This is a genomic window from Streptomyces sp. NBC_01304, assembly GCF_035975855.1.
Classification (GTDB): Bacteria; Actinomycetota; Actinomycetes; order Streptomycetales; family Streptomycetaceae; genus Streptomyces.
This window is the reverse complement of the sequence record NZ_CP109055.1, coordinates 417,579-436,487: the sequence shown is the minus strand read 5'-3', so window position 1 is coordinate 436,487 and position 18,909 is coordinate 417,579. Positions and strand designations below refer to the sequence as shown.

The 18,909-nt window shown below is 69.5% G+C and carries 18 protein-coding genes; 6 read left to right on the top strand and 12 right to left on the bottom strand.

Translation table 11 applies throughout. The annotated features are described in order from the left end of the window. The first annotated feature begins 99 nt into the window (after positions 1-99). A complete protein-coding gene (locus OG430_RS01875; RefSeq protein ID WP_327350579.1) occupies positions 100-987 on the top strand; it encodes a GNAT family N-acetyltransferase in 888 nt (295 codons plus the stop codon). A 196-nt stretch (positions 988-1,183) separates the two neighbouring features. Next, positions 1,184-2,206 (top strand): hypothetical protein, encoded by a 1,023-nt coding sequence (locus tag OG430_RS01870; RefSeq protein WP_327350578.1) that lies wholly within the window; start codon positions 1,184-1,186, stop codon positions 2,204-2,206. Between the two features lie 161 nt (positions 2,207-2,367). On the opposite strand, the gene OG430_RS01865 is transcribed toward OG430_RS01870, so the two are convergent. Then, positions 2,368-4,329, bottom strand: coding sequence for an acyl-CoA dehydrogenase family protein (locus tag OG430_RS01865; RefSeq protein WP_327350577.1), 1,962 nt, complete (start codon positions 4,327-4,329; stop codon positions 2,368-2,370). Positions 4,330-4,620: 291 nt separating this feature from the next. Here OG430_RS01865 and OG430_RS01860 point away from each other — a divergent pair, with 291 nt between their 5' ends. Further along, positions 4,621-4,845, top strand: coding sequence for a hypothetical protein (locus OG430_RS01860; RefSeq protein WP_327350576.1), 225 nt, complete (start codon positions 4,621-4,623; stop codon positions 4,843-4,845). Between the two features lie 96 nt (positions 4,846-4,941). Here the strand turns inward: OG430_RS01860 and OG430_RS01855 are convergent, their stop codons facing one another. Both OG430_RS01855 and OG430_RS01850 read right to left on the bottom strand, forming a co-directional pair. After that, positions 4,942-5,331 (bottom strand): cupin, encoded by a 390-nt coding sequence (locus OG430_RS01855; RefSeq protein ID WP_327350575.1) that lies wholly within the window; start codon positions 5,329-5,331, stop codon positions 4,942-4,944. 92 nt (positions 5,332-5,423) lie between these two features. Further along, positions 5,424-6,863, bottom strand: coding sequence for an amidase (locus tag OG430_RS01850; RefSeq protein ID WP_327350574.1), 1,440 nt, complete (start codon positions 6,861-6,863; stop codon positions 5,424-5,426). Between the two features lie 207 nt (positions 6,864-7,070). Between OG430_RS01850 and OG430_RS01845 the strand changes: the two genes are divergently transcribed. Continuing rightward, on the top strand, positions 7,071-7,832 hold the full coding sequence (locus OG430_RS01845) for a helix-turn-helix domain-containing protein (protein WP_327350573.1): 762 nt from the start codon (positions 7,071-7,073) through the stop codon (positions 7,830-7,832). A 1,087-nt stretch (positions 7,833-8,919) separates the two neighbouring features. Continuing rightward, entirely contained in the window at positions 8,920-9,435 is a 516-nt protein-coding gene (locus tag OG430_RS01840) for an SMI1/KNR4 family protein (protein WP_327350572.1), read from the top strand. Positions 9,436-9,514: 79 nt separating this feature from the next. Here the strand turns inward: OG430_RS01840 and OG430_RS01835 are convergent, their stop codons facing one another. After that, positions 9,515-10,294 (bottom strand): class I SAM-dependent methyltransferase, encoded by a 780-nt coding sequence (locus tag OG430_RS01835; protein ID WP_327350570.1) that lies wholly within the window; start codon positions 10,292-10,294, stop codon positions 9,515-9,517. Positions 10,295-10,829: 535 nt separating this feature from the next. Next, positions 10,830-11,396, bottom strand: a complete 567-nt coding sequence (locus tag OG430_RS01830; protein WP_327350569.1) for a TetR/AcrR family transcriptional regulator — start codon at positions 11,394-11,396, stop codon at positions 10,830-10,832. Between the two features lie 146 nt (positions 11,397-11,542). On the opposite strand from OG430_RS01830, the gene OG430_RS01825 reads away from it, so the two are divergent. Further along, on the top strand, positions 11,543-13,012 hold the full coding sequence (locus tag OG430_RS01825) for an MFS transporter (RefSeq protein WP_327350568.1): 1,470 nt from the start codon (positions 11,543-11,545) through the stop codon (positions 13,010-13,012). Between the two features lie 85 nt (positions 13,013-13,097). Here OG430_RS01825 and OG430_RS01820 read toward each other — a convergent pair whose 3' ends face one another. From OG430_RS01820 to OG430_RS01795, 7 genes are all read right to left on the bottom strand, one after another. Continuing rightward, positions 13,098-13,493, bottom strand: coding sequence for a hypothetical protein (locus OG430_RS01820; protein WP_327359496.1), 396 nt, complete (start codon positions 13,491-13,493; stop codon positions 13,098-13,100). A gap of 42 nt (positions 13,494-13,535) precedes the next feature. Continuing rightward, complete coding sequence (locus tag OG430_RS01815) at positions 13,536-13,868, bottom strand: hypothetical protein (protein ID WP_327350567.1); 333 nt, start codon at positions 13,866-13,868, stop codon at positions 13,536-13,538. A 222-nt stretch (positions 13,869-14,090) separates the two neighbouring features. Continuing rightward, a complete protein-coding gene (locus OG430_RS49405) occupies positions 14,091-14,408 on the bottom strand; it encodes a DUF6233 domain-containing protein (protein ID WP_442816427.1) in 318 nt (105 codons plus the stop codon). Between the two features lie 228 nt (positions 14,409-14,636). Then, positions 14,637-15,278 (bottom strand): GlxA family transcriptional regulator, encoded by a 642-nt coding sequence (locus OG430_RS01810; protein ID WP_327350566.1) that lies wholly within the window; start codon positions 15,276-15,278, stop codon positions 14,637-14,639. Between the two features lie 88 nt (positions 15,279-15,366). Next, complete coding sequence (locus tag OG430_RS01805; protein WP_327350565.1) at positions 15,367-16,704, bottom strand: hypothetical protein; 1,338 nt, start codon at positions 16,702-16,704, stop codon at positions 15,367-15,369. Positions 16,705-17,057: 353 nt separating this feature from the next. Continuing rightward, on the bottom strand, positions 17,058-18,155 hold the full coding sequence (locus OG430_RS01800; RefSeq protein WP_327350564.1) for a Gfo/Idh/MocA family protein: 1,098 nt from the start codon (positions 18,153-18,155) through the stop codon (positions 17,058-17,060). Beyond that, on the bottom strand, positions 18,152-18,889 hold the full coding sequence (locus OG430_RS01795) for a sugar phosphate isomerase/epimerase family protein (protein ID WP_327350563.1): 738 nt from the start codon (positions 18,887-18,889) through the stop codon (positions 18,152-18,154). The genes OG430_RS01800 and OG430_RS01795 overlap by 4 nt, the downstream gene beginning before the upstream one ends. Between the last annotated feature and the right edge of the window lie 20 nt (positions 18,890-18,909).

The following is an 18,909-nucleotide window of genomic DNA, read 5'->3' as shown; positions in this document are numbered from 1 at the left end:
CTCAACCACCGCTGCCACAGAGGGACTTGCAAACCGAAGGGTCCATGCCGAGTCCGGCAGGATACGAGCGGCGCCCCCGCAGCCTTAAGATCATGAATCATGCGACCGGATGACTGGCACCTGACCGAAGACGTCGACGGCTTCCTCGCCCGCGCCGGGGACTTCCTGTGCGCGCAGCCCGGTCGGCACATCATGCAGCTCACCTGGGCCGAGAGAGTACGAAAGCGTGGGGCGGGCGCGTGGGGCACTGAGGCTCCCGTCTTCGGCGTACTGGAGCAGGCAGGCGAGGTCCGTGCCACCTTCTATCGCCTGCCGACCCGCGGTTTCGGCCTTTCCCCGCTCACGGCGGAGCAGGCGGACTCCCTTGCGGCTCGCCTGGCCGCCCTCGGGTACTCCCTTCCCTACGTCAGTGCCGACCACAGCACGGCCACCGTTTTCGCCGAAGCCTGGCAGCGGCACACCGGCGTGACGCCGCAACTGCGCGACACGCGGCTGCGTCTGTATCGCCTCGACAGGCTGACCCCGCCGGAGCCGATGCCGGCAGGCCGCGGTCGTGTCCTGGGCGAGCAGGAGCTTGACCAAGTGATGTTCTGGTGCGGTGAGTTCGCCCGGGCTGTGGGGGAGGACGTGGTCATCGATGCCGGCATATGGGCCGACACCCGCTTCGCCGACAAGCGCTACACACTCTGGGAGACCCCGGACGGCACGCCGGTCTCCGTCGCAGGCATGAACCCGCTGATCGGCGGCCAGATCCAGGTGGACATCGTCTACACCTCGGCCGAACTGCGCGGCCGCGGCTATGCGGGCGCAGTGGCCGCGGAGGTGAGCCGCGCCGCGCTGGCAGCGGGCGCGCGGGACGTCGTGCTGTTCGCGGACCTGGCCAACCCCACGAGCAACGCCCTCTACCAGCGCCTCGGTTATCGCACGCTCACCGACTGGGCGGTGTACGACTTCTCGCGCGCCACCTCGGGAAGCCCTGCCGCGTAGTGCCCGCATGCAGGCCCGTGGATGGCTGCGGCCGATTCATCCGAACCCGAACCGCTCGACATCCTCACGCAGAACGTCGCGTGCCTCCCCGCCCTCCGGACTCAGGGCGAGGCCGACGGGGCCATCCGTGACGTGTGCCGGGGGAACCGTCAGACCTGCGCAGTCGTCAGTTACGGATGTGACTGAAGTGACGCCCATGCTGTCTGCCGACCACCGCGAACTGATCTCCGACCTGTCCGGGATCGTCAGTGATTACCCCTATGTGGATCCCGAATCGACCCTCGCCGTCCTCGCCGACGACGCGGGGGAGGCGCTCGGCCGCGACGCCACCCCGCAGGGTCGCCGGGAGCGGACCGGGTACACGATGCTCCTGCATGCCACCTGCTGGTACGTCGGCGCACGCATCTTCAGCAAGTCCGTGTTCGCCTCGTACATACGGGCCCTGGACGGGTTCCGTACGCAGTTGGACCGGGCCTCCTGCATCTGCCCGGCCGGCGCCCACCCGGCGCAGCTGGACTCGGAGTACCAGGTCGAGGCGGGGGTGAGCATGCTGACCGAGGGCGGACGGGCCGCATTCGCCGAGGACTACGGTCTCGACGAGCAAGAGCTGGTGGTGTTCGACTGCGAGGGATTTCTCGCGGACCTGGTCGATGAGGCCCTGGGCCGCCTGCGCGAGGCGCAGCAGCAGCTCTTCGGTGGCATCGACGTCTCCCCTCTGGACGCACAGTTCGTCCTGGACGACGGCCGCCTCGACCTCGTCGCCATGCAGGAGGCGATCAGCCGTAGTTGGGAGGACAACACCGGCCCGGTCGCCCTGTGGTCCGCCCGCCGCTGGCTCACCGGGCAGGTGCGGGACGAGGAGCGGATCGGCCTGTTCCTGTGCCTGTGGATGGGCATCGCCCAGTCGTACGCCGGTCTGCCGCCCTCCTACGCGCGCGACCTGGCCGCCGCGCTCGCCACCATCGACCTGGACGTCTCCTGCGAGCATCCGAAGCACCCCTGGTCCACCGCCAGTTCCGACGTGCGGTCCCGGTACCGCGCGGTGGTCCACCTGTACGCGCCGCAGGACCATCCCGAAACCCCCGTGCCCGTCGAGCTGTCGGCCCGTGAGCTGTGGGAGTGCCCGGTGCAGTACGCCCAGTTGACGCGGAAGGCGCTGGAAGACCTCCAGGGATGGCGCACCATGCGCGGCGGCGACGACGCGGACTGGGAGGACTGAGCCGCGCGGGGCCGCTGCAGCGGTCGCACGGCGCGGACACCGGTCTCTGCGGGCCCTATCCCGCCCAGTGGGCCAGGTTTGGATGTCCGGCGCCCACCCCGAGGAGCGGAACGGAGGGCGGCGGCGCCCATGCATGAGCGCCGCCCTCACCCGCGTACGGGTCAGCCGATCAGCTCGGGCGAGCGCAGCATCACCGGCGGAATGCCCCACGCGTCGACGAGGTCGACGGCGATCGGCCGGATCTTGTGGCAGAGGTCGTTCACCTCACGGCTGATGGCCTTGGAGCGCTGGACGCTCAGCCGCCCGTGTTCCATGAACCAGGCCCGGTCCGCCTCGATCGTCGACAGGGCGTAGAGGTCGCAGAGCAGGCGCAGCGCCGTCTTGTTTCCGCCCTCGGGCATCGCGCGCAGCTTGTCGGTGAACGCCTCGAGGACCAGGCGCTCCATGTGCGCGCGGGCCACGGCGATGACGTGGTCCTGGACCCGGGAGAACACCGCGCCGGGGTGGGCCTTTTGGTCTTCGACTCCGCGCTTGAGCCGCCGGGCCACACCGGCGAGCATGTGCTCCTCGCGATAACGGAGCATGGCGAGCTGGTAGTCGGGGTCGAGCAGCCCCGCCTCCTGATCCCAGTCGTCACCGCCGGGCAGGAGGTCACGCACCCGCTCGAGCAGCTTGTGCACCGAGGTCTTCTCGATGACCGTTTCGACGGCAAGTCCGGTGACGAAGCGGACCATGCCGAGTTGGTCCATGTCTTCGAACTCGCTCGCATAGTCGGTGAGCAGGCCCTTCGCCACGAGCTGCAGCAGCACATGGTTGTCGCCCTCGAACGTGGTGAAGATGTCGCTGTCGGCCTTGAGGGCGGCGAACCGGTTGACGGCCAGATAGCCGGCGCCGCCGCATGCCTCGCGGCACTCCTGGATCGTGCGCGTGGCGTGCCAGGTACCGAGTGCCTTGGTGCCGGCCGCCCGCGATTCCAGCTCGCGCCGTGCCTGCTCGTCGTCCTTGATCCCGGAGAAGACCTCGTGCAGCTGGGTGCGCACCACGTCCTGCGCGAAGTGCAGCGCATAGGTGGCCGCGAGGAGCGGAAGCAGCCGACGCTGGTGCATCCCGTAGTCGAGGAGCAACTGCTCCTCGGATCCGGCGTCGGCCTCGAACTGCCGCCGCCGCACCGCGTACTTCGTGGCGATCGCCAGCGCGACCTTACTGGCGTTGACCGCACCGCCGCCGACGCTGACCCGGCCCTGTACCAGGGTGCCCAGCATCGTGAAGAAGCGCCGGTTGGGGCTCTCGATCGAGCTCTCGTACGTGCCCTCGGGGGTGACGTCGGCGAACCGGTTGAGCAGCGCTTCGCGCGGCACGCGCACTCCGTCGAACCAGATCCGCCCGTTGTCCACGCCGTTGAGGCCCATCTTGCGGCCGTCGTCCTCGATACGGACACCGGGTGCCGCCGCGCCGCCGACGCGGATCGGCACCACGAACGCATGCACCCCCTCCCGCCGGCCGTCCACCTCCAGCTGCGCGAAGACGACGGCCAGCTCGGCGTGCCGGGCGGCGTTGCCGATGTAGTCCTTGCGGGCCTGATCGCCGTGCGTGGTGATGACGAATTCCTGGCTGTGGCTGTCGTACGTCGCCACCGTGCCCAGTGCCTGGACGTTGGAGCCGTGTCCGGTCTCGGTCATCGCGAAGCAGCCCATGAGCTTCCCGGAGATCACATCCGGCAGGTACGCCGCGTGGTGGCGTTCGGTGCCCAGTTGCAGGATCGCGCCGCCGAAGAGACCGAACTGCACACCCACCTTCACCAGCACCGACAGATCGCCGAAAGCGAGGGTCTCGAACGCCGCGATCGAGGCGCCGACGTCGCCCCCGCCGCCGTACTCCTTGGGGAAGCCCATCCCTGTCTGCCCGGTCGCTGCCAGGGCGACGACCAGCTCACGCACCCGCTCGCGGAACTCGTCGATGCCGAGGCTCTCGGCCTCCTCGAAAACGGAGGCGTACGTCGACAGGTTGGTGCGGACCAGATCGCGGACGGCGGCGTACTCGCCGTCGAGCAGCGCGGTCAGCGCCCTGATGTCGACGGCGGGTGGCACGAAAGCGTTCGGGGGTGCGGTGGCATTGGTGACCATGGAGCACAGGTACCCGCCCGAGAAGTGATCAAGCGGTGACGTGCGCCTCTTGGACCAAGGCGCGTTACGCGAGGCCGTCCAGTCAGGTGGGGGAGGGAGCAGGGCCTGCCATGGCTCGGATCCTCCTGCAGCGGCCTTGTCACCCTCTGCGGGCAGGGCGGACGGGTTGCTCAGATCTTGCTCAACCCGCGTTGCTCTGTGCCTGGTTCAGGGCAAGGTCACTTCACCGTTGGAGGATCGGGGGAGGGGCAGCCGTTCTCGGGCCGCTGCTTCGTGCAGAAGGGGGAATGCATGGCCAAGGCTTTCCGGGCCTCGCTGGGGGAAACCTGGATCACCTGTCAGTTCTGCAAGGGTGACGTCTTTCGTGAGCGAGGCGTGAAGCTCAACAGCACCGGTGGAGAACTCTTCAATCTTGCGTGGGCGGATGAGACCGCGACGGGGCTGATCTGCTGGCAGTGCGGGTTCGTGCACCTCTTCGTCAATCCACAGATCCAGCTGCATCGGGTGAAGACCTGACAGAGCCGTCAGTGTCGGTATTTCACTCCTCCCGTCGGGCCCGGGCCAGTGCCGTCCGCGCCCGAGCCCGCCGATGGCTCCGGTCCGTCGTGTTCGTCAGGCCTCGGTCCGCTCTTCCAGGCGGCTGCCACGTGGCACGGTGACGGACATGATGTCGCTGGGGGCGTCCAGGGCGATGCGGTGCCAGCGTCCACGCGGCACGACGGCTGCGGTTCCGGCGGCAAGCTTGATCTGTTCCTCTTCGTCTCCCGGCTGCTGCGGGCGCAGGCAGAGGCGTATCCCGCCGGTGAGGCAGGAGACGACTTCGTCCGCGGCAGTGTGGAGTTCCCAGTGGTCGGCGTGGACGTCGGCGTCGGTCTCCACGTGGAAGGTCATCACCTGCCAGCCGTCCCGTTCGGGGTCGAAGACCGGCTGCTCGGCACGCACCTGGCCATCTTGCCGGAGGTGGAGGAAAGAAGCGTAGAGATCGATCGGAGTGACGGCCATGCCGGGACTTCCTTTCTGCGGTGAGCTTGTTCGGGACGTGCTGGTGCGCGTGTCCTGGGGGTGTTTGAGTCGTACGACATCTTCGAGGGGCGTCAGCTGACAGTCGGGCGGCGATCCGCCCAGGGCAGCGCGAGTTCGAGCGTGCGCGACACCTGCAGCAGCAGGTCTTCCCGCCATGGCGCGGCGACGAGTTGGACGCCGACGGGCAGATTGGTGGTGTCGTCGTGATGGACGGGCAGCGAGATCGCCGGTTGGCCGGTCACGTTGAACAGCGAGGTGAACACGGCCAGCGGATAGCTCTTCAGCATGGGTGTCAGCGGGTCATCTCCGCCGCCCGTGCGCCAGAAGCCGACGGGCGGGGGCAGGCACGCCATCGTGGGCGTGACGAGCAGGTCGAAACTGCCGACGAACGCTTCGACGACGCGCCGCGACAGACGCTGGGTGCGGAGCAGGGCCTCCGCATAGGCCCAGGAGTCGACGGCGCGCGCCGCTTCGCGCAGGACCCGGTTGTGTGGCTCGACGCGGTCCGGGTCGGCGAGTGGGAAGCCCACGGCGGCGACGTTCCAGATCGTCGTGAACGCCGCGATCAGCTCGTCGGTCGGCGGCAGCGGCAGGGGTGCGTCCACCACGTGGTGGCCCGCGGCTTCGAGGGTCCGCAGCGTCGTGTCGACCGCCGTACGGCACGCCGGGTCCACGCCCATCCCGGCGATCGGGGGATCGACGAGCACCCCGATCCGCAGTCCCGTCGGAGGGGCTGTCGTGAGCGCGTCCGCGAAGGGGCGTCGCGGGGCCGGGGGCGACCACCATGCGGCGGGATCGTGTCGGGCCAGTACATCCAGGGCTGCCGCCGTGTCGGCCACCGTCCGGGTGAGCACGCCGTTGGTGGCCATGCCCTCGCAGCCGATGACCGCGTCGGCGATCAGCCCGCGGGTGGGCTTGAGCCCGACGAGACCGTTGCACGACGCCGGGACGCGGATCGAGCCGCCGCCGTCGGCGGCGTGCGCGATGGGCGCCATTCCCGACGCGACGGCGGCGCCCGCGCCGCTCGACGACCCGCCCGGCGAGCGGTCCGGATCCCACGGGTTGCGGGAGATGCCGAGGGCCTCGCTCTCGGTGAACGACACGGAGCCGAACTCGGAGAGGGTGGTCTTGCCGAGCGGCACGAACCCCGCGTCCGTGAACCGGCGCACCACCGTGTCCGATGCCGCGGCCGGTGTCGGGTCGGCGCCGGCGCTCCCGTAGGTCGTGGGCCAACCGGCCACGTCAAGGAAGTCCTTGATCGGGAGCGGGACTCCGTGGAACGGCGGCAGGTCGTCGGGCGATGCGGCGTGCACCACGGCGTCGGCCGCCGCGGTCGCGGACTTGCGGACGTCGTGGTCGGCCCGGTGGCAGAACGCGTTGAGTCGGGGGTCGAGTTCGTCCATCCGTTCCAGGTAGGTGTCCGCTACCTCTACTGGGCTCACCTCCTTGCGACGTATGGCCGCGGCGAGTTCGACGGCCGACGTGAACGGGTCGATCGAGTAGCGCGTCACGAACAGTCCCTTCCGGGGCGGGTAGTGGGGTGTCAGTGTTGCCGCGCGCCGGAGGGCACGTCTTGAACGAATGTCGCGACGGGTCCTGAAACCACGGGAGTTGACCCGTAGCCTGAGAACATGCGTTCAGTCGAGGGAGCTCGTGCGCCTGCCGCGCGGTGGGACATCAGCACGCCGTCTCGGCCCGGTCGGCTGCCGGGGGTCAGCATGGCCGGGTTCCGTGATCGCACCGCGGACCCCCTCGACCTCCAGGTGATCCCGTATCCGGCCGTCACCGTGGCTGTCGACTTGGGCAATGGGCTGATCGTCGACAACGTCCGCGGTCAACAGCTGCACGGCGGCGTCGTGTTCGGGCTCGTGCCCGGCGGCGTTCACGTGCGTGGCGGGGACATCGACTGCCTGCAGATACGGCTGTCACCAGTGATCGCGCATGCGGTGCTGGGTGTCTCCCTGGAGCTGGGGGGAGCGATGGTCGCCCTCGACGAGCTCTGGGGCCGGGGCGCCACACGAACCCAGGAACAGCTACGTGCTGCCGCGTCGTGGGAAGAGCGGTTCTCGATCGCGGAGACCGCACTCGCCCGACGGCACGAGGCAAGCCGGGCGGTCGACCCAGAAGTCGCCCACGCCTGGCGGCAGATGCTGACCAACCGCGGGCAGGTCCGCGTCGAGCCCCTGGCCGCAGCGGTCGGCTGGAGCCGCAAGCGGCTGTGGGCACGGTTCCGATCCCAGATCGGCCTCACACCCAAGCGCGCCGCGCAACTCATCCGCTTCGACCACGCGGCCCACCGCCTCGCCGCGGGGCACAGCGCCGGCTCGGTGGCGGCAGACAGCGGCTACGCCGACCAGTCCCACCTGCATCGCGACGTCGTGGCCTTCGCCGGGGTGACACCCACGGCTGTTTCGACCGCGCCATGGCTCGCGGTCGACGACGTTGCATGGACCGCCCCGAAGCGCGCATCCAGGCACTGACACGGCAGTCTCGGCATTCTGGCGCACGTAGATGACACGTACGCATGGACATCACCTGCAGCCGCCCGGGACGTCCCCCCATTACCGTCTTCGTAGTCCCGCAACGGGGCTACCGGCCTTCGGAGTTGGCATGACTACCTCCCTTGGCGAGTGCATGGCCTGGGCGACCCCGCCTCCCGCACCTACCGCGATAAAGGGATCGCCCAGGGCAAACGCCACAACCAGGCCCTGCTCTGCCTCGCCAGACGCCGAGCCGACGCCTGTTCGCGATGCTCCGCGACGGCACCCCGCACCCCTCAGGCGACGGTGGCATGGACAAGCCCACATAGACGTCGATGCAGATCAGGACCTCGTGCCGTCTGCCCATGCCGAGATCTCTACAGCACCCCGACGGACAGCTTCTTCCGGATCCCGGGCAAGCTTCCCGCAGGCCGCTGCGACGTCCGGCACACTGCCCGTTCCCGCGAGAGCGTCATGCACCCCGGTCTGCAGCCAGTCGGCCTGGTTGTCGTCAGCCTCGGCAACCGCAAGAGCGACAAGTCTTATGGCAGCCACCGTCCCCACCCGGGTCAATGTCTCTGCCGTCTGTCGGGTCACCGCCGTGTCCTCAACGTCCAGCAGCAGCCCCACCAACGCCTCCGCAACCTCAGAAACATCAGCGGAGGAAGCAAGAGCACGCCCGGCGCGAACACGTTGCGCTCATGAAGGAGACGACGCCTCAGCCAAGGCTGCCTTTAACCCACTCGTCATCTCTGGCATGAACCAGACAGTCTCACGCTCCACAGAGAAGATCGAACCCCGGTCCGAGGCCACCCCAAACGCTTGACGAAGAACATAGAGGCACCCCCCCCGGCCAGCGGCCGCTCAGTGGGGTGAACCGGGCGGCGATCCGGGCGAAGTAGGCGTCCAGCCGGGCGCGTCCGAACATCAACCGGTGGGCTGTGCGGGCTGTCGGGGATGTCGTTGTCGCTGAGTCTCGATGTCAGTCGGAGCCATGCGGCTTGATCGATGTCGCCGAGTTTCAATGTCGCTTGGACGTTCGGTTGCCTTCTCGGCGCGTCAGGTCCCGAGCCATACCATGCTGATCGTGACGCGCTTCGATGAGGTCAGGGCATCGTTCTGGAACTACGACGACTACGGAGTCCAGCCGCCACTGACGGCAGAGATGGTTCAAGACGCCGAACGCCTGCTCGGTGTCTCGCTTCCTGCTTCGCTGCTGACGCTCTTGCGGGTGCGGAACGGCGGTGGGGTGGCGGATCGCTGGAACGTGTTTCCGACGCGGGTGCCGACATCGTGGGGCGAGGATCACGTGCCGTTCGGCGACTTGATGGGGATCGGCCGGCGCGAGCGGATGACGTCGCTGCTGGACACGCCATATCTGGTTGAGGAGTGGGACCTTCCGGCGCCGATTGTCCTTCTCTCTGGCGACGGGCACTACTGGGTCGCGCTCGACTACCGGGGCTGCGGCAGGCAAGGCGAGCCGTCGGTCACGTGGTTCGACGCCGATGCGGAAAGCGACCTTGTCCTCGCTCCGGACTTCGAGTCGTTTGTCGAAGGGCTTACATCAACCGACTGGCTCGACGGAAGCGTTCAGCCGGTCTGAGGCTGCCGGCCGGCAGCCTGCCCGGCACGGACTCCTACCGCCTCGCACAGACCTGGGTGCGGGCCGGTGCTACAGCCGGCTAAGCATCGACGTCCCCGACACGTCCCACCAGCGTGGACACCCTCACGTGCTCGGTGAACCGCTTGTCCGCGGGGAGTGCTTGCCGGATACGTTCGGCGAAGACATCGCGTTCGTCCGGTCCGGGCAACTGGTCGGCGGGAATTGCGGAGCAGACTCCGCCGAACAGCTGATCGAAGGTCAGTTCACCGCTGTATTCGACTGCGATTTCCCGCACATCGACGAAGCCCGCCGACTCCATCGCCTGCGCATACCTCAGCCTGTCGCGGCCGCTGGTACCGCAGGATGCTTCCACCGTGGTTCCCAACCACTCTTCCAGACAGCCACGCAGGGCTCGGGACCATGCGCTGTCCTGCAGCCATAGCGGCGTTCCGTTCGAAATCACCGCAATGCCTCCGCCTGCGCGGAGCAGCGGCGACACAGCGCGGAAGAGTTCTTCGTGTTGCATCCAGTGAAGAGCCTGTCCGATCACCGTCAGTGCCAGCGACTGTTCTCCCATCAGGGCCCCGAGCGCCGGAACGTCGGTGTCGGCGCCAAGGATCCAGGCCGCATTCCTGATTCCCTGGTCGCCGGCTGCAACGCTGGCCAGCCGCAGCATGTCCGGCTCGGGGTCCACTCCCACCACGGAACGAACCCGGGAAGCGAAGGGAAGGGCAAGCTGGCCAGTGCCACACCCCAAGTCGAGTACGACATCGGCTTTCGACAACTCGAAGAGTTCCTGCAATGCGTCAAAAACCTCGGAGGGGTACCCGCGCCGGAACTCTGCGTAGTACTCGGCCACTGCGCCACTGAATCCCACAGGCATGTCCCCACCCTGCCGGGCATCCGCCGCACCGGGAACCTCTCGCACCCGATGATCGCTATCCGCTGAACCTGAGACAGAACCCGGACAACCTGAGCCAGCTCATGCCTCCCGCAAGGGCACGTGCCGCCCAGCCATGTCTACGACGCCCCGGCGCTTCGCGCCGGGGGAATGCTCTCCACGGCCTACGGATGCCTTGCCAGAACATCCAAGTGACATCGAAACTCACCGATATTCCAAGCCTCACGGGCCCTCGGATGACATATGAACTCACCGACAAATGACACTCGTTGAGGGATCAGGCACACATTCCGTGAGCGCGATCAGCGGGAGGCGGCGGTGAGCCGTCCGTCGACACCGTGCAACGTACAGCCGAGCGCCGTAATTAGGGAGCGCCAGCAGGCCAAAGCGCGTGGCTGCGTGGGGAAGAACGTCTGAGAGCACCGCATGGAGCCGTGGCGCCGCGGAGCCCCGGCGCCGTGTCCGAGGGCTGATCCCGGGGACCGGCGCGAGGTCACAGCAACCGGTCGACCAGTCCGTCGACGTAGTCCGGGGTGAGCGGGCCCATGCCGAACAGGACGCGGATATACATCGGGGCCAGGATGTGGTCCAGCACGCCGAGCGCGTCGGGTGCGTCCTCGCCGCGTTCGCGGGCGCGGTCGAGCATGGACTGCAGCTGTCGGGTGCGTTCGTCGCGGAGGTCGTCACGGGCCTGCAGGCCCTGCTGGCCGGTGCTCGACAAGGCGACGGCCAGGCGCACCAGCAACAGGCCGTCGGGTCCGGTGATCTCGCGGGCCACTTGGGCCGCGTACGTGCGCAGGTCGCCGGCCAGGCTCCCGGTGTCGGGCATCGGCGACTGCGCATTGAGGCGGGTGAGCGCCACGTCGGAGAGCAGGGTTTCCAGGCCGCCCCACCGGCGGTAGATGCTGCTGTCGGCCACGCCTGCACGGGCTGCGACCTCGCCGACGGTGAAGTTGCCGTAGCCGCGCTCGTTGATCAGGTCGGTGACGGCCTGGTGCACGTCCGCGGCGACGCGGGCGCTGCGCCCGCCGGGCCGCCGGGCTCGCTGTCGCTCGTTCATGCCTCCACCTTAACGCAGTTGGCACTTGCGTTTGTGAGGCGATCCTCCCTACAGTCTCCTAACGCAGCTCCTGGCTGCTTTAGTGCGCTCGGAGGCTGACCACGTCGGCCGTGGAGAGGCGCAACTACCGATTGAGGGGGATTCCCATGGCTGCAACACCTCCGGCCGTAGGCAGTCGGCCGAACCGGGCCATGCTGCTCACGGTGACCTGCCTGGGCCAATTCATGGTCCTGCTCGACAACACGATCGTTGGAGCGGCGCTGCCCGACATGCAGCACCGGCTGCACACTGAGCTGACCGGTCTGCAATGGATCGTCGACGCGTACGTACTGCTGGTCGCCATGCTGCTGCTGTCCGGCGGAGTCTTCGCCGACCGGTTCGGCCGCAAGCGGGTGTACCTGACCGGCGTGGCGGTGTTCACCGCCGCGTCGCTGCTGTGCAGCCTCGCGCCCTCGGTCGGCTGGCTGGTCGTCGGCCGGGTGCTGCAGGGCATCGGGGCCGCGGCGCTGGCCCCGGCCTCGCTCGCCCTGCTCGTTGCCGCCTATCCCGTGCCGCAGGAACGAATCAAGGCGATCGGGCTGTGGGCCGGACTCAGCGGAATCGGTCTGGCCGCGGGCCCCGTGGCCGGCGGCGTGCTGACAGAAGCCTTCGGCTGGCCCGCCATCTTCCTGGTCAATCTGCCCATCGGCGTGTTCCTGCTGCTGGTCGGATTGCGCCACCTCGGCGAGTCCCGTAATCCGGGAGCCCCCGCGATCGACATCCCGGGCACGGTGCTGTCCGTTCTCGGGGTGGGGGCTGCGACCTACGGGCTGATCGAGGGCGGTGCCCGCGGCTGGACCTCACCGGCCATCCTGGGCAGCTTCGCCGCCGCGGTGATCCTCCTCGCCGCCTTCGTCGCCGTCGAAGCGCGTCGCTTGGCACCGATGCTGCCGCTGCGGCTGTTCCGGCAGCGCCTGTTCACCGTGTCCAACACCGCCATGGTCGTCGTGGGGTTCGCGCTCATGGGCTCCTCGTTCTTCTTCTCCCAGTTCTTCGTGTACGTCCAGGGCAGCTCGATCCTGCGCGCCGGCCTGCAGACCCTGCCGCTGTCCCTCGCCATGGTGATCGTCAGCCCGTACGCGGGCCGCCTCGCCGCCCGGCACGGCTTCCGCATCGTGGTCACCACCGGGCTGGCCCTGGCCGGCCTGGGACTGCTTGCGCTCGGCATGGTGCACGCCGACACCGGCTACGGGAACGTGTGGTGGCGGATGGGACTCGCCGGCATCGGCTTCGCGCTGACCATGTCCCCACTGACAGGCGCCGCCATCCAAGCAGTCAGCCCGCAGGAAGGCGGCCTCGCCTCAGGCATCAGCAGCACCACCCGGCAGATCGGCGCGGTGCTCGGCGTGGCCGTCCTCGGAGCCATCGTCCGCACCCGGCAATCCGGCGGCGCCTCCTTCGAGGCCGGCCTCAACAGCGCCTTCCTCGCTGCCGGCACCGTCACTTTGGCCACCGCCGTGTTCACCGGCCTGTGGCTGGCGAGGTCCGAGCCCGCGGAAGGCTCCGCGGCACCGCAACGTTCCACCGATCCAGGCGCGGTCACCACCTCGAAGGAGGCATCCGCGAACAGCCGTTGACGGCAACACCGAGCTTGGCCGGGAGGCGTCCCGCCGGATGATCCCCCGGCGGGACGCCTCCCGGCTGGAGCATCGGCGAGGGCGGCTACCTGGTGGCGCTCTCGTTGCAATCACGGCACACGGTCTGGACCTCGGGGTTCCACGAGTACCAAGTCTCGAAGCTGGCGGCCACGTTGTCGCCGCGTACTCGCGTGAGGTTGTCGGTGACTCGACCACACAGCGTCTGTGGGTCCGGCTCGCCTGCGGCATCGACGTCGGCAGCGTGCACTGTGCCGACGTAGCCCTCGACGCCAGATGCACCGAACGCGTCGGTGAGCCGTTTCCCGCTCTCGAGGAGCGTCTCGGCGTCGGGGAGTCCGGCCCGACGTAGGAACTCCAGGAGGTCGTTGTCGTCGTGGGCGAGGCCGAGGATCTGCCCCCGCACGGTGACGCGCCGGCCTCCGGTGCCCTGCGGCGGATGGACGACTATCGGGGCGCTCATGCATCCAGGGTGCGACAGCCGGACACAGCGTGCAGTGCGACGTCAGCCGGTGCCACGCGGCCAGGGCTCGTCGCCCAGGGCACGGGCGTTCTCGATGTCCGGGCAGTCCGCGCCCCAGCCTTCGGTGCCGGAGTGGCCATCCGTGCCCGCGGGGGCGATACCGGAGCCCTTGGGCCAGAAGTTGTCGCCGAGTGTGCCGACGCCTTCTCGCGGATGCTCGCCTCCGTCCTCGGCTAGCGAGTCACCGCCACTGACCGAAGGCGCCACCCCACTGCCCCTGGGCCAGTACTCGTCGCCGAGCGCGCCGACGTTCTCGTTGAGCGGGTAGTCCGGCAGCCAGCCTTCGGTTTCCTGGTAGCGGCCTGCAGGCGCCACGCCACTGCCCCTGGGCCAGGGATCCTCCGCGGCCGGGGCCACCCCACTGCCCCTGGGCCAGAATTCGTCGCCGGCGCTGGCAGTGCCGGCGGACAGTGCGATGCCGCCTCCCGCAAGCACTGCGATCGCGGCAAGACGTGCAGCTATCTGTTTCATGGGCGTGTGATCCCCCATCCCCGGGGCGCTGGATCGCCCCGGAAGTCCCGATGTCCAGATGGCACGCTACGCAGCGAAGAGGGGGGAAGGGGTCCTCGCAACTCTGAGGGTGACAACGCCCTCGGTCACTCGAGCAGCCAATGCATTGTCGGGCCGGCAGTGTGGGCAGGCGGGCACCCGCTCGTAGAGTGCACGCCGCGCTCGGTCAGCGGTGGCGTCGCGGCACCGCTTGCCCGCCAAGTGGCAGTGTTCGACGTACGCATGCACCGGTGCGCTGTCGCCGAGCGCGGCTTCGATCAGCCAGGCCGGCGCTGGCGGGCGGGCTTGCCGGCCTCCGGGCGGCCTGACGCGGGTGAGGATCGCACGCAAGCCGATGTTCGCCACGGACCTGGGCGAGGCAGCCCCGCAGCATGCGGGTCATCGCGGGCCACACACCGGCCACCGTGTACGTGGGCCATGGCGGCCCCCGACGGCTGCGTCCGTCGCGGCGGCGTCCGCTTGAGCATCCCGCACGGCTGCTTGTGGATACGCGTACTCAGGGCTCGGCAGGTCTATGGCGGACCCGAAGGCCGACCACGACCTGTTGCGGGTGTGCCCGAGAGGATCAAAGGGTCAACGGCTGTTCACCGCCGCGGAGTTGAATGTCTCGCGGTAAGTGCGCGGCGCTACCCCGACGTGTGCCTTGAACAGGGTCCGGAAGTTGGCCGGGGTGCCCAGGCCGCAGCGGCGTACGACGGCCTCGATCGTGAGGTCGCCGGATTCGAGAAGTTCGCGTGCGCGCGCAAGCCGGGCTTCGAGCAGCCACCGCATGGGCGGCAGGCCCGTGTCGGTGTGGAAACGGCGGATCAGGGTCCGGCGGGACATGCCGGCCCGGCGCGCCAACTGGTCGACGGTGAGCGGCTGGTGCAGGTTGCGCAGTGCCCAGTCATACAGCGCGGGGCTGTCGGACGGCTCGGGTCGCACCGGCAGGTCGATGAACGGGGCCTGGCCGCCGGTGGGGTGCGGGGCGGCCACCAGCAGACGGGCCTGCTGGTTCGCCATGCGGGGGCCGTGGTCGCGGCGGATGAGGTGGAGGCACAGGTCCAGGCCGGAGGACACGCCCACGGTCAGCGGCAGGTGGACGAGCATCCACAGAGTGGTGGCGGCAGAGGTCTGCCGTGGTGCGAGGTCGAAGGACGTCCACCAGGCGCCGAAGCCGACCACCACGGCGATGAGGGCCACCGCGCGGGATGCAGGGTCGGTCTGGCGGAACATGCCTGGGGGCGCGGGTCGCGGGCCTCCTGGTGTGCGCGACAGCCAAGCCTTGACCGGCAGTTCATCCCCCGCAGCCCCCGCCACGGCCTCAGCCGTCTCCGCCCCCGCCGTCTCCGCCCCCGCTGTCGCCGCTGCCGCAGCCCCCGTCACTGGCGGCGCTGGACCCGCCGGCACGCCCGGTGCCGGCCCGCTGTGCGCTGGCTCCGCGCTGCTCCTGTGCCCGGGCGGCCTCTTGCCGGATGCGGTCGGACCGGGCCGCGTCCTCGCGGACCTTCTCGCGCCGTGCGCGCTCGTGCGCGGTGCCGTCGACCGGCTGCCACGGACCGAGGCTGTGACGGCGGTGCGGGAGCAGGGCGGCGGCGGTGACTTCCGAGCTCATCTGGCCCGTGTCCCGACGGTCGTCGTAAGCGATGGTGGCGTACGCCACGACGATCTCGGCGCCCTCGTGCACGGGTCCGTAGAGGACCGCTTCGAACGGCTCGCTGCGCGGGTCGACGCTGTGGTGTCCGTCGCCGATGCCGTAGGAGGAACTGCTGCCCAGATACTGCGCGGGCTTGCGGGTGTCGCGGTCCGCGGCGACGTACGAGATCGGCGCGCGCCCGCCGTCGGGGTGGATCCAGTGGTGGCCGTCGGGCGTGATGCGGATGTCCACGCGCAGGGCGGGGTGTGCTTCCTCGTCGTGGAGGCGGCGTGCGGCCCGGTAGGTGGTCAGGCCCCGCCCGTACAGGGTGCTACCGAGGACCAGGAACAGCAGGGCCGCGGTCTGTTGTGCCACGGCGTCGTACGCGTCCCCCGTCAGGTCCTTGACCAGTGCGGTGATGAGGAGGCCGACGGCGATGAGGCAGAGCGCCAGCCCGACGTAGAACAGCGCGTGTCCGCGATACTCGTCCGACTCGGGTACCCGCTCGGGCAGCGGGAAGCGCCGTGGTCCGGCCGCCGCCAGGAAGAGCTCGCGTTGCCTGCGGCGGGCCCGCAGGCGCAGGCAGCTGCCGGTGAACACCCAGGCGCAGAGGGCGAGTACGAGCAGATGCCCGGCCCGCTGCCCGGTGCCGCCCGCCGAGGCGAGCGAGGATCCCGCGTCCACCGCGACGACCATGCCGGCCACCCCGGCCATGACCGGCAGGTGCCGGTACCAGAGCGGCAGGGCCGCGAGGAGGACCGCTCCCGGATAGCGCAGCCAGTCCGTACCGGAGTCCGCGCCACCGTGCCAGGCAATGGACGAGGACGAGAACGCCGACGTCAGCACGTACGACACCACCACCACGAGCCCCGCGCCCCAACTCCCCGCGACGGGCGCGAAGATCGCCGGCTCTCGGGTGGTCCGCCACCGCTCGGCGTCGGCCGCGCTCCAGGTCCCGACCCCGTCGGCGGGTATCGCCGAGACGGGCAGTTTCTTCACCCGCTCGCCCGGCCTGCGTTCACGCATCACCAGATTCCCCCTGCTTTCCCCGCGCGCCCCCGGCCCGGGCGCCCCGGCCAAGTGTTCCCATCGGCGCCACTGAACAACAGCCCCTACTGCCCCGGCATGATCCGCCGGACAGGCCTCACAGCGCAACATGGCCATGGCAGCACCGATCGGCTGAACGCCTCAGGACCTGGCCGCCATCGCGGACGTACCGCCAGGGGACCAACTTGTGCCCGCTCCCGCGACGTTGACGGAGTTGTAGCGGTGGCCGGTGGCGGCGCGCAGCGATCGGTCGGGCATCCGCTGGGGACTGTAGAGGGGTGCCGTTGGTGGTGGACTCATCGACCGCGTCGGCGATCTCTACGCCGTGTGGATCAGGTGCGCTGCGTCGGCGCCCAGTCTGCGGGCAGTGGCGCCGGTACCGCGAAGGTCCCGCCGACCGGGGTGAACGCACCCTCGCGCGCTGAGCGTTCGATGGCGCTCATCGTCTCCAGTACGTGCTGCGCCAGTTCGCCGGATGCCCGGTGCGCTGTGCCGGTACGCAGTGAGTGCGCCATGTCGAGCACCCCCATGCCGCGGCCGTCCGTGGCGCCTTGTGACTCGATCACGGTCCAGTCGTCGGATCCGGTGGGGCGCAGCCGCAGCTGTCCGCCGAAGGTGTTCGGGTCGGGCAGGGCGAGTGTGGCCTCCGTGCCGGTGAGTTCCACGAAGCCGTGCCGGCCCAGGGGGGAGTCGAAGCTGAAGACGAGGGAGGCGACCGGGCCGGACGCGTACTCGACGAGTGCGGCGACATGGGTGTCCACCTCGACCGGGAACCGGGTGCGTGCCTTCGGGCCCGAGCCGATTGTGCGGTGTGCGTGGGCGCGTCGGCTCACTGCCACGGTCCGGGCGGCGGGGCCGAGGAGTGTGGCGAGGGCGGTGAGGTAGTAGGGGCCCATGTCGAAGAGGGGGCCGCCGCCGCGCAGGTAGTAGAACTCCGGGCTCGGGTGCCAGCTTTCCGGCCCTGGGCCTTGCAGCAGGGCGAGTGCGCTCTGCGGTACGCCGATCATCCCTGCGTCGAGCAGACGCCTGGCGCTTTGCAGGCCGGCGCCCAGAAACGTGTCGGGTGCGCACCCGAGCCGTACGCCCGCGGCCGCCGCTTGTTCGAGGAGCTTGCGTCCGGAGTCCGGGTCGAGGGTGAGGGGCTTTTCGTTCCAGACGTGCTTGCCGGCGGCGATCGCAGCGCTGGCCACGTCGTAGTGGGCGACCGGGACGGTGAGGTTGACGACCAGGTCGACGCCGGGGTGGGCGAGCGCGTCGTCTGTGGTGCCGTGGGCGGGGACCTTGTAGGTCTGGGCCTGGGCGCCGGCGCGTTCGGTGTCGAGGTCGGCGCAGATCAGGACGCGCAGGTCGGGGAAGGCGGTGAGATTGGTGAGGTATTGGTCGCTGATGGTGCCGCAGCCGATGACGGCTATGCCGAGTGGTTCGGTCATCGGTGCCTCGCCAGCCAGTCGTGGCTTTCGCGGACTGCGGTGAGCATGTCGGTGGCGCAGCGGTCGAGTTCGACGATGTGCCAGCGTACGGACGGCTGGGCGGCGAGGATCTCGGCGAGTGGCATCCGGCCTGCGCCGACAGCCGTCATCGGGTCGTCCGGGGTGATGGGCCCGTCTTTGACGTGCAGGTGGGTGACGCGGTCGCCGAGGCGGCGCAGCAGGGCGGGCACGTCTTGGCCGCCGACAGCGGCCCAGTAGGTGTCGACCTCGAGGAACACGGCGTCGTCGAGGTGGTCGGCGAGTACCTCCAAGGCGGGGACACCGCCAATGAGTTGGGCGAGTTCGAAGGCGTGGTTGTGGTAGCCGAGTCGCAGGCCGTGGTCGGCGGCCTTCGCCGCGGCCGTGTTCAGGTCGCGGGCCACTTCCCGTACGGCGTCGACGTCGGTGAAGCGCGCCGGTGGCTGGATCGGCACGATGGCGGTGTCGGTTCCCAGGGTGCGGGCGCCGCGGAAGGCGGCCTCCGCATGGTCGGTGAGAGCGGGCAGGTGCGTGGAGCAGACGGTGAGTCCGGCCGCGTCCAGGTCCGCGCGCAGGGCCGCCGGGTCACTGAGGGCGTCGAAGCACTCGACGGCCCGGTAGCCGAAAGAGGCGAGGGCGTTCAGCGTGCCCCGGCGGTCGGCGGCGAGCTGTTCACGGACGGTGTAGAGCTGCACGGCCAGCGGTGGCACGGCCATCGGCGTCTTGCCCTTCTCTT